Raw genomic sequence first — 11,013 nt, forward strand, 5'->3', positions numbered from 1 at the left:
GGTGCTAGGGTTTAGAACGCCTCTTGAGGTAAAATCTAGCTTCGGGTGCGTTGCACTTCAATGTTGAATCCAAGAAAGCTTAAAGCGAAAAAAAAGCGTTTTATTGATAGAGTTATGATTTTTATCGATATAAGGTAGGTTTGCAGGCTAGATTATTCTATAACACGACTATTATCCAATAATAGAATGACAGTACAGTCTTATTTTCGTTTTAAACGCGTAAGGCACGGGTAATGATTGAATTTGTAGCTCAATTTCTCTAAAATATTGCTCTTTGTTACCGCTGCCTTTTGATTATGACGTCGCAACTTGCTTGCTGACGTCATCTTTATTTTAGGCGCCACTAAATTTGTTCTTTCACTAGCAAGCTGGGCGCGACACTTATGAATGCAATTGAACGCTATTTTGGGATCAACGGTGAAAACACCACGGTCAAAACGGAAATCCTAGCCGGTATTACGACCTTTTTGACGATGGCTTACATCATCTTTGTAAACCCCAATGTATTAGCAGAAGCGGGTATGGACAAAGGTGCGGTGTTCGTTGCTACTTGTTTGGCAGCGGCAATAGGCTGCTTTATCATGGGTATTTATGCCAGACTGCCGGTGGCATTGGCGCCAGGTATGGGCTTAAATGCCTTTTTTACCTACGGTGTAGTGCTGGGCATGGGCTATGCGTGGCAGACCGCATTAGGAGCAGTATTCTTATCAGGGTGTTTGTTTATCCTTTTGAGCTTATTTAAGATACGCGAATGGATTATTAATGCCATCCCTACCAGTCTGAAGCAAGGTATCGTTGCCGGTATCGGTGCATTTTTGGCGTTTATTGCTCTGCAAAGCTCCGGCATCATCGTTGGACGTGATGCGACGTTAGTGATGCTTGGGGACATGACTTCATTTCCACCCATGATGGCGGCCTTAGGCTTTTTCATCATTATTGGTCTGGTCTATAAAAAAGTCCCAGGCGCGGTTACCATTGGTATATTGTTCATCACTTTGGTTAGTTTGGTGACGGGGCATACGCAATTCACTGGTATCATGTCGGCACCGCCACCCATTGCCCCAACGTTCCTACAGCTTGATATCGCGGGCGCGTTTGATATTGGTATGATCAGCGTTATTTTTGCTTTCTTATTCGTTGATTTGTTTGATACAGCGGGCAGCTTGGTTGGTATTGCCAATAAAGCAGGGCTTATCGATAAAGACGGCAACATCCCTAATATGGACAAAGCCTTATTGGCTGATTCAACCGCTACGGTTGCTGGTGCCATGCTAGGTACTTCTTCAACGACCAGTTATATTGAAAGTGCGTCAGGAGTTGCTTCAGGTGGTCGTACGGGTCTGATGGCAGTGACTGTCGGTGTGCTGTTTTTGCTCAGTATTTTCTTTGCACCATTAGCCGGTATGATTCCTGCTTATGCCACGGCAGGGGCGATATTCTATGTGTCGGTATTGATGTTGTTCACGCTAAAAGACATCAATTGGGAAGATTTGACCGAAGCCGCACCAGTCGCAGTTGTATTGCTATTAACGCCGCTGACATATTCTATCGCTGATGGTATCGCGCTTGGTTTTATTACCTTTACCGCGGTGAAGTTGATGACGGGTAAATTCTCTGAAATTACAATTCCTGTATGGGTTTTGACAGCGATTCTTTTGGCAAAGTTAGTATTGTTATAAATGTCTGATGGTATGACATTGCCAATAATAGGGTTATTGGTTTTTTAACCTTATTAGTATTTTGAATTTTAACCCTCTTTATTAGTGAGTAATAAGGAGGGTTTTTTTACGTTTGAAAGAAAGTCATTGGTCATAATTAGCGGAAAATATTCGACTCAAAAAACAATTAATAACCAATAGTAAACAAAAAATTATAACTAAAGCGTCATTACCAATAAATTATAGATAACTAATTGTTTTTAAAAGATATAATTATTGACTTAAATCCTAAATATCGTTAGTTCGAAATTTTTTTTCATGATACCATAGCTGGGTTAAGCGCATCACCTCAATCAACGCCGTAGAGGTTTTTCTTACAGTGAATTAGCGCCGTATAAGATGACGGATTTGGGCTCATTAGCGTGATAACTTATGGTTATTATTTTAATAAGGTTCGACCTTGAGCTATCAATCGCACTCCTTTCACTACTGACAAGAAGAAGGCACTAATGCCGCTTAGCTGTTCGTTGTTGCCTTTATATTGTTAACGTAGCCCGTTTAACACTCGAACGACCTACTTAAACGTTTCCAGCTTATGCTGGATTTGCTCGTTTTACGATGGCGCCGTTTGGTCTTTTGATTATTACTGTGAGCCGCAGTCAATAATTCCTATTAAATATCGTAGGATTATAGGCAGTAAGCTTGCGCAATCAGTTTTCCTCATGGCCCATTTATCATGGTTTTTAGACGATAGTTATGGAGTTGGTATGAACCCAGTAGAGCAGTTTACCCCGAGAGAGCCGATTTTATTTAACCCGGTCGATATGCTATCGCCAGCCTATATTGATCAGTCCGCAGATGAGTTGTATGCGCGCATCTCACCTTTGTATAGTGTCGATGAGCAGCGTTGGTTGTCTGACTTATTACCACTTGCTAAACCCAGTGATGAAGAGCGTGAGGCGGCTAGTAATCAGACGCGCCAGCTGGTTGAATATGTGCGCAATGATGGCAAAGCAATCAAAATGGTTGATTCGTTATTGCTTGAATACAGCCTTGATACGCAAGAAGGTATTTTGCTGATGAGCTTGGCCGAAGCCTTGATTCGCGTGCCAGACAATTATACCGCTGATGCGTTGATTCGTGACAAGATGAGTGTGGCGGACTGGAAAAAGCATTTAAAAGATGACAATGGTTTTATGGTCAATGCCTCGACGTGGGGCATGATGATGACGGGCCGTGTCGTCAGTATCGACAATAGCACGACTGCTTCAGGATTTTTGGATCGAATGACCAAAAGAATGGGTGAGCCAATGATTCGGGCGGCGATGCAAAAAGCCATGCGTATTATGGGGCATCAGTTTGTCCTTGGTGAGACGATTGAAGACGCCAACAAAAACAGTCAGCCGTATCGTAATAAAGGCTATACCTATTCGTTCGATATGTTGGGTGAAGCGGCGATTACCCATAGAGACGCCGAAAAATACTTTAACGACTATTTGCATGCGATTAAAGCAACTGCCAATGTCAAAGTTCAAGAGGGCATGCCAAAGCCGTCAGTTTCTATCAAGCTGTCGGCACTACATCCACGCTATGAAGCCACGCAAGAAGCTCAGGTGTTGGGATTATTGCGTCAGCGCTGCTTATTGCTGATCGAAGCGGCACGCGAAGTGGATGTGGATTTGAGCATCGATGCCGAGGAAGCCGATCGCCTAGAGATATCTCTAAAGCTGTTTGAATCGCTCTATCGGGATCCGTTAACCGCTGGTTGGGATGGATTGGGTTTAGTGGTGCAAGGCTACTCTAAGCGCGCCGTTGCTATTTTTGCTTGGCTTGCACGCTTGGCAAAAGAAGTTGGCGATCGTATCCCGTTACGCTTGGTTAAGGGCGCTTATTGGGATACAGAGATTAAACTTGCCCAACAAAAAGGCTTGTCAGGATATCCCGTTTGGACGCGTAAAGAAGGCACGGACACCGCTTATTTAGCCTGTGCGCGCTTCTTGTTGTCTGAGCATCTGCGCGGACTTATTTGGCCGCAGTTTGCGACCCATAATGCTCATACTCTGGCATCAGTGATGACCATGAGTGCGCATAGAGATTTTGAATTTCAGCGTTTGCATGGCATGGGTGATGCGCTTTATGACCATATCTTACAAACATACAAGATCCCTGTTCGTATTTATGCCCCAGTTGGTGCGCACAAAGACTTACTGCCATATTTAGTACGCCGTCTGCTCGAAAATGGCGCGAATAGCTCATTTGTGCATCAGTTGTTAGATAAGTCTTATCCGATTGATAAGCTGACGGTACATCCGTATGACAAGCTAGTAGCCAATGATACGTTAAACAATCCGTATATTCCGTTACCTTTAGAGATTTATGGCGATCGCCGTGCCAGCTTTGGTCCCAATATATTTGTAGAGTCGCAGTGGCTATTATTCAAAGCCGCGATTGACAGTCATTTAACAAAGACATGGTCCGCGTCTCCTATCATCAATGGGCAAGCAATTCATGACTCTTCAGTGGATGGTAAAGCTCAGAAGCTTGATAGTCATACAGTGCGTGCGCCGTGGAATCATGAAGTTATCGCAGGCGACGTACAATACGCCAATGCAGAATTGGCGCGTCAAGCCATTGATGCCGCAGTAGCCGGACAAAGCGCGTGGCAAGCAGTGCCAGCGGCAAAACGTGCGGCAATATTGCGCAAAACCGCTGATCTCTACGAAGAAAACTATGCTGAACTGATGGCGTTGTGCCAAGTCGAAGCTGGCAAGACCATGCAAGACAGTATTGATGAGATCAAAGAAGCCGTTGATTTCTGCCGTTTTTATGCGGATGAAGCAGAACGCTTAGACGCAAAAGCGCATGAGTTTACCGATTTATCTGGCAAGCAATCGCGCCAAGTGTATAAAGCGCGCGGCACCTTTGTATGCATTAGCCCTTGGAACTTCCCATTGGCTATTTATACCGGTCAGATTGTGGCAGCACTTGCCGCCGGTAATACCGTTGTCGCAAAACCTGCTGAGCAAACCAGCTTAATCGCGCATTTCGGTGCGCAGCTGATGTATCAAGCTGGGGTGCCAGTCGAGGCGCTACAGTTTGTCACTGGAGCGGGTGAAGTGGGTGGGGCATTAACCGCCGCTGACAATTTATCTGGTGTCATCTTCACTGGTTCGACCCAAACCGCGCAACGTATCAATCAAAGTCTAAATGATCATGCGCAAGCCAGCGGGGAGCTGCCCGTGTTTATCGCTGAGACAGGTGGTCAGAACGCCATGATTGTCGATTCGACAGCCTTGCCTGAACAAGTGGTCAGAGATGCCGTACTGTCTGCCTTTGGCTCGGCAGGTCAGCGTTGTTCAGCTTGTCGCATACTATGTGTACAAGAAGAAGTGGCTGATGAGTTGATTGAGCTACTGCAAGGCAATATGGCTGAGCTAGTCGTGGGTAACCCGCTGTATGCAGCTACCGATGTCGGCCCAGTCATTGATAATGATGCCAAGCAAGGTCTTGAGGCGCATATCGAACGCATGGTTGCTGAGCCAACGGCGAATATCTTGGCGCAGACACCGATGAGTGCCAGCTCGGTTGTGAGTCAAGAGCAGTCTACCTTTGTGTTACCAACCGCGATTGAAGTCAAAAGTATCGACGTGATTGGTGGTGAGCATTTCGGCCCGATATTACATGTGCTACGTTATCAAGCTCGGGATTTAAACAAGCTTATCGATGCTATCAATGCTACTGGCTTTGGCTTAACGTTAGGTATTCACAGCCGTATTGAAAATATTGTTGAGCATATTGAACGCCGTGCCTTTGTCGGTAATACCTATGTCAACCGTAACCAAATCGGTGCGGTCGTAAACGTCCAACCGTTCGGTGGCTGTGGTCTATCGGGCACGGGTCCAAAAGCGGGTGGTCCACATTACGTCGCCCGTCTCATGCAGCTAAGCTCTGAGTCAGTCGCTACTGAGCAAACAAGTGCTACTAAGCAAAACACTGCTACCAATACTAAAACAGAATCACTTACTCAACCAGAAATCGCATAAGGAGCAGCAACATGGCGACTGAATTTAAAAAAAATCATGCCCAGGTTTGTGAAGCTTGGCGATTACTTAGCGCAGTCAATCGCGCCACTTATCTTGAGGCTGCGATACCTAAGCTGGCTTTGCTGACTGGTGATGCCAACAAGGCAAAGCGTCTATTCCATCATTTATTGAACGCCGCGCCCAGTCTGGATAAAGTACAGCGTATGACGGGTGCAACAGGTGAGTCCAACGACTTATATGTCACTGGTCGTGGTAAAACGATGGTCATCGGCGGTGAGTCTGCGCGGGCGATGGCAGTACTTGGACAGCTAATCGCTGCATTACTGATGGGCAATGAAGTGATATTGCATTGTCCTAGTCAGGCTGAGATGTGTGATGAGGCAGCAAAAATACTTTATGACACTGGTATTAGCGATGATGTGCTAAGTGTGGCTAATGATTCGCAAACGATTACGCTGTTATATATTGATCGTCTCGCCCAAGTTGCTGTTGCAGGTAATAACAGTGAAGTACAAGCAATCAGTCAAGAGCTGGCCAATACGGATGGTATTTTGACGCAAGTGATTGCCGTGACCGATATGGAAGGCATGTCAGAGATGCTAACGCCTGATTACCTCCATCGCTTTGTTACTGAGCGGGTAAGAACGATTAATACCACCGCTATTGGTGGTAATGCGAGCTTGCTTGAGCTTGGTACTTAGCCAAGGATTTAAGTAATGTCTGATGTCACAATAAAGACTCTAACTTAAAAAGTAATATGCATTAAAAAACCGATATCTGAATCAATCAGGTATCGGTTTTCTTATGGTTGGATAAGCCAAATTTAATAAAATCGCATTAAAAGCTATTCAGCCGCGTCGATCCATACCCAGCCGTTCTCTAGCCATTCGCTCAAGTCATCTGCATCAATATCCGTCACATCTTGGCTATTTAGGTGTTCGCCATTTGCCAAACGCACCAATACAGCGCCTGCTGCCTCGTCAAGCCCGTCAATGCGCTGACCATTGGCGTATAGCGTGATGCCATCATTAGTCAAGCTATAGAGCAAGCGATTGCTATAGTCAGCTTGCAACGTGGCACCTTCTGCTAGAGCTTGTATCAGCTCATCGGTATCTAACGTCTCTTCTGGCATCAGTGCATCATACTGGCGCTTGCTCACGACTTCAGACACTGCTTGACGAATGATATCGTCGCCGTGCTCAGACTGTAGCATTTGTAATAGCTGATCTTTGACGGCACTAATGCTGCTCGCTTGCAATTCACCTGATGCTTGCAGCGCTTGTGGCAACAGCATTGGGACGAATAAGTCGCTATCGTTGGTGGCGATATCAGCTAAGCTGTCGATGATTTGCATCAAGTTTGGACGACGACAGCCAAAAGAGAATGTCAAGCAATCATCTTGAGCAACCCCAAAATGCGACAGCTTCGGCGGCACATAGAGTACATCACCGGCCTCCAATATCTCATCAAAAATAATCTCGCCCATATCATCAAACAATCGAATCGGCTCATCGGCGACGAACTCAGTATTTTTATCACAGAATTTGCCAAGCTGCCAACGTCTAGACCCAAATCCTTGCGCTAAAAATACATCATAATCGTCATAATGCTTACCAACTGAGCCACCTTTGGGCGCGTATGAAACCATAATATCATCACGTTGCCACTGCGGAATAAAGTCAAAGGCTTGCCACAATTGCCCAAGCTCAGGTGACCACTGTTCCATATTCTGAACCAGCACAGTCCATTGTTCTGGCAAGTTATCAAAATCAGTTTCAGCCAATGGGCTTTTCTTAAGCTTCCATTGTGGCTGGCCTTTTTGCTTAGTTGCAGCTTGGATAAGCAGGCGCGCCGAAGCGTCTTCTTCAAGTGCTAGGCCAAGCATGTCTTCTGGCTCAAACATTCCAATCAATTGCGGTAAACCTTGCTTGATAAGTAATGGTTTTTTTTGCCAATAGTCATTTAAGAATTGCTCAGGCGTAATAGAGTCGGGTAAACAAAGGGAAGTTGAGGTCATTAATACATCCAGATTCAAAGAGAGTTATAAGATTAATCGTGAGGAGTGCTTTATAGGAAGGTTTTAATAGTTTATGATTATCGCCTATCTGATTGCCAGTCTTATTAACGTTAATGGCTACTGTCAGAGCATCCCATCAATCGTAGGAAATTTATGAAAAAATTACATTTTATTGTCATCATCGCTAGCGTGTTTTTACTACAAGCCTGTGTACACAAGATAGTGACCGTACCTGCCAAAGTTGCTTATAAAACCACCAAGGGCGTGGTAAAAGGTACCGTCGCTGTGGGCAAAGCTATCATACCGGGCGACAGTGATGACGACAAAAAGGACGATTAACTTATTCTTTAGCAATCGTTTTGTGTCTGTTTTAAAAGGCTGTTATTTAACGGTTATTGTTAAAGCTACGAGTTTGAATAGAAGCCTTAAATAAAAGAATGCCTGCCGCAATCAGCCCACCGAGGAGCGCTAATGCCATGTCTTTGTGGGCATCCCAAATATCGCCTTGCTGACCATTGTAAGCCTCTGCCGCTTCTGGTGATAAAGTCGCTGCAATTCCCCATTCAAGTAGCTCGTACAGCAGACTCGATGACATATTAATCATGAGGGCGATAGCGACTAAAAGCTTGATGGATGATATCTTAAAGATAGATTTTGAGCTTTCAACCATCGCATTGAACAGCAATAGCCCGTAGCTAAAATGTACGAGCCTGTCATACATATTGCGCTGCCAACCAAACAACTCGTTTAGGCTTATACCAAATAGCCGCTCTGTCCAGTTATCATAAGGCACATACGAATATAGATAGCGTGCGCCTATGATATGAATGAGGAGGAATATTGAGGCAAGGGCATAGGAGCGTGAGCTAATATGCCAGTAGCGATACGCAAACAGCATTAATGCCAAAAACAACAGCGTGCCTAATTGATGGAGTAGGTAGCTTGACCACTCTAGAGGCTCAATGCTTGCCAGTACCATGACGATAAATACCGCTACAGTACTGACAATGACAGAGTTAAAGTTTCGATGCATTTGCACGCTTCTTTAATTATTAGCAATTATTCATAGCTAATGATTAAAGCTTAGCAATCCACTCTTTAATCGTACGTGCTTGCTCAGCTGCATTACCGATATAGGTCGCTGGAGTTAGTTCACGTAGACGTGTTTTATCCGCATCGCTAACGGCTGCTAACTCGTCACTTTCAACGAATGTCAGCATCGCTTCGCGAGTCATGGCATTACCACGAGTTAAGGCTTTAAGTTTCTCATAAGGGTTCTCAACGCGGTAGCGGCGCATCACTGTCTGAATCGGCTCAGCCAATACTTCTTGTGCTTGATTAAGGTCGTCATTTAAGCGCTGTGCATTTAACTCAAGTTTGCTCACACCTTTTAAGCAAGCGTCAAACGCAATCATGCTCTGTGCCAGACCAACACCGATGTTACGTAGTACGGTTGAGTCTGATAAATCGCGCTGCATACGTGAAATCGGCAGCTTTTCACCCAAATGAGCAAGCATGGCATTAGCAACGCCTAGATTACCTTCAGAATTTTCAAAGTCAATTGGATTGACTTTATGCGGCATCGTCGATGAGCCCACTTCGCCGTCTTTTAGGCGCTGCTTGAAATAGCCTAAGCTAATATATTGCCAAATATCACGGTTAAAATCGATCAAGATGGTATTGAAGCGTCTTACTACATCAAACAACTCAGCAATGTAATCATGTGGCTCGATTTGCGTGGTGTAAGGATTAAAGGTCAGCTCTAAACGCTCATTAATGAATTGCTCAGCATGCGTTTGCCAATCAACATCAGGGTAAGCTGAGAAGTGCGCGTTATAGTTACCGACTGCACCATTGATTTTGCCCAACAGTTCAACGTCACCAATTTGTTTGATTTGACGGGCTAAGCGATAAGCGACGTTTGCCATCTCTTTACCGAGCGTCGTTGGGCTAGCCGTTTGACCATGTGTGCGTGACAACATGGGTTGATCAGCATGGGTAATCGCCAAATCAACGATGCTATCTGTGACTTGCTGCATTTTAGCAACGACGATTTCGCGGCTGTCTTTTAGCATTAATGCATATGATAGATTGTTGATATCTTCACTGGTACAAGCAAAATGAATAAACTCTAGGCTATCTTCTAACTGCTGATTCCCGCGAAACTTATCTTTAATAAAGTATTCGACCGCTTTCACATCATGATTGGTCGTCGCTTCGATGTCTTTAATCGCTTGCGCATCCGCTTCACTAAAACCATCAACGATGCTGTTTAAAAAGGCATTGGTATCGGTATCAAACGCCGCCAACTCACCAATCGCGCTATTATCTGCCAATGACTGTAACCAGCGAATCTCAACCGTTACGCGGGCTTTAATAAGCCCGAATTCAGATAAATAAGGGCGTAGGCTGTCAGCTTTAGAGGCGTAACGACCGTCAATTGGGGAGAGTGCGGTAAGGGGAGTCATAGTGATGCCTTAAAATTGAAATAAGTGAATCAATGCATAACCTAGCATGGATATTTTAGTCGCACAATTATACCCTGATTGGAGGTGAAATTTGGATAAAAATGAGGCGTGTTATCAATACTACAGAAAAATTTTTGTTCGAAGAGACTTTAGAGGATAAAAAGAGCTACATCTACTATGGTTTGTAATGACAATAAGATGCCATAACGATAGGTGTTAGGAAGTTTATTCTACAAAAGGATCGCTCAAAGAAAGAAATTACGTAGAAGGCGCGATGACAACGAAGTTGATCCAATTGAATTGAGATAAAGCTATCCTAGCTTGGATTGATCGGCAGTCGATTCAAATACGAAAAATAGAGTTTAGGAGGATCCAAACTCTATATATACGATTAATAAGGGTTAAGGGTTAGAGTTAGTCGCACCGTATTTGGTATTAAAGTAGAAAACTCGTTGAGCTCTTTCTGCAATTGAAAGTATTTTGGTCTTAACTGGAACATCATTTTTGCCTACCTTGGCACTATCGGTAGCGTAGTCATCAGAATTATAGGTTGGAACGGCTAATACTGAGGAGACAGTGGCATTGTTCACTCCAGCTTTTTGTAATGTGTCACTCATCACAAAATTGCTGACGGGCAAATTGGCGCGATTAGTCGGTATTATTCTATAAGCAATACATTGACCGGGGTTGACATTGACCAAGGTATCTTTGCTATATACTAAGTTGTTCTGCGAGGAAGGAAGTAATGTTGGAGTCCATCCCAGATTCTGTGTAACTGCCATTTAGATTAAATGCCTGCTTATACGATCATCAAACATAATCATAAA

At 44.3% G+C, this 11,013-nt stretch carries 8 protein-coding genes; 4 read left to right on the plus strand and 4 right to left on the minus strand.

The genetic code is table 11. The features are described 5' to 3' along the window. The first annotated feature begins 383 nt into the window (after positions 1 to 383). From AAEY80_RS13725 to AAEY80_RS13735, 3 genes are all read left to right on the plus strand, one after another. Positions 384 to 1,679, plus strand: coding sequence for an NCS2 family permease (locus AAEY80_RS13725; protein ID WP_025653299.1), 1,296 nt, complete (start codon positions 384 to 386; stop codon positions 1,677 to 1,679). A gap of 746 nt (positions 1,680 to 2,425) precedes the next feature. After that, positions 2,426 to 5,701 carry a bifunctional proline dehydrogenase/L-glutamate gamma-semialdehyde dehydrogenase PutA gene (gene putA, locus AAEY80_RS13730; RefSeq protein ID WP_350588487.1) on the plus strand — a complete coding sequence of 1,092 codons (3,276 nt, stop codon included), beginning with the start codon at positions 2,426 to 2,428 and terminating at the stop codon, positions 5,699 to 5,701. A gap of 11 nt (positions 5,702 to 5,712) precedes the next feature. After that, on the plus strand, positions 5,713 to 6,402 hold the full coding sequence (locus AAEY80_RS13735; RefSeq protein WP_101210990.1) for a 1-pyrroline-5-carboxylate dehydrogenase: 690 nt from the start codon (positions 5,713 to 5,715) through the stop codon (positions 6,400 to 6,402). A gap of 143 nt (positions 6,403 to 6,545) precedes the next feature. Here AAEY80_RS13735 and AAEY80_RS13740 read toward each other — a convergent pair whose 3' ends face one another. Further along, positions 6,546 to 7,718 carry a JmjC domain-containing protein gene (locus tag AAEY80_RS13740; RefSeq protein WP_350588483.1) on the minus strand — a complete coding sequence of 391 codons (1,173 nt, stop codon included), beginning with the start codon at positions 7,716 to 7,718 and terminating at the stop codon, positions 6,546 to 6,548. Positions 7,719 to 7,871: 153 nt separating this feature from the next. On the opposite strand from AAEY80_RS13740, the gene AAEY80_RS13745 reads away from it, so the two are divergent. Beyond that, positions 7,872 to 8,057 (plus strand): NF038104 family lipoprotein, encoded by a 186-nt coding sequence (locus tag AAEY80_RS13745; RefSeq protein ID WP_025653303.1) that lies wholly within the window; start codon positions 7,872 to 7,874, stop codon positions 8,055 to 8,057. A gap of 46 nt (positions 8,058 to 8,103) precedes the next feature. Here the strand turns inward: AAEY80_RS13745 and AAEY80_RS13750 are convergent, their stop codons facing one another. The 3 genes from AAEY80_RS13750 to AAEY80_RS13760 all read right to left on the minus strand — a co-directional run bounded on the left by AAEY80_RS13750 (position 8,104) and on the right by AAEY80_RS13760 (position 10,968). Further along, positions 8,104 to 8,751: a DUF2238 domain-containing protein gene (locus AAEY80_RS13750; RefSeq protein WP_173240446.1), complete on the minus strand. Its 648-nt coding sequence runs from the start codon at positions 8,749 to 8,751 to the stop codon at positions 8,104 to 8,106. Between the two features lie 43 nt (positions 8,752 to 8,794). Further along, a complete protein-coding gene (gene purB, locus AAEY80_RS13755) occupies positions 8,795 to 10,186 on the minus strand; it encodes an adenylosuccinate lyase (RefSeq protein ID WP_350588485.1) in 1,392 nt (463 codons plus the stop codon). 401 nt (positions 10,187 to 10,587) lie between these two features. Then, entirely contained in the window at positions 10,588 to 10,968 is a 381-nt protein-coding gene (locus AAEY80_RS13760) for a hypothetical protein (RefSeq protein ID WP_350588486.1), read from the minus strand. Positions 10,969 to 11,013 lie beyond the last annotated feature (45 nt).

This window comes from Psychrobacter sp. 78a-MNA-CIBAN-0178 (assembly GCF_040309625.1).
Classification (GTDB): domain Bacteria; phylum Pseudomonadota; class Gammaproteobacteria; order Pseudomonadales; family Moraxellaceae; genus Psychrobacter; species Psychrobacter okhotskensis.

Bases quoted from the DNA above. Each gene is read 5' to 3' on its own strand.
- AAEY80_RS13750 (WP_173240446.1), bottom strand. From the start codon at position 8,751: ATGCATCGAAACTTTAACTCTGTCATTGTCAGTACTGTAGCGGTATTT.
- AAEY80_RS13725 (WP_025653299.1), top strand. From the start codon at position 384: ATGAATGCAATTGAACGCTATTTTGGGATCAACGGTGAAAACACCACG.
- putA (WP_350588487.1), top strand. From the start codon at position 2,426: ATGAACCCAGTAGAGCAGTTTACCCCGAGAGAGCCGATTTTATTTAAC.
- AAEY80_RS13745 (WP_025653303.1), top strand. From the start codon at position 7,872: ATGAAAAAATTACATTTTATTGTCATCATCGCTAGCGTGTTTTTACTA.
- purB (WP_350588485.1), bottom strand. From the start codon at position 10,186: ATGACTCCCCTTACCGCACTCTCCCCAATTGACGGTCGTTACGCCTCT.
- AAEY80_RS13760 (WP_350588486.1), bottom strand. From the start codon at position 10,968: ATGGCAGTTACACAGAATCTGGGATGGACTCCAACATTACTTCCTTCC.
- AAEY80_RS13740 (WP_350588483.1), bottom strand. From the start codon at position 7,718: ATGACCTCAACTTCCCTTTGTTTACCCGACTCTATTACGCCTGAGCAA.
- AAEY80_RS13735 (WP_101210990.1), top strand. From the start codon at position 5,713: ATGGCGACTGAATTTAAAAAAAATCATGCCCAGGTTTGTGAAGCTTGG.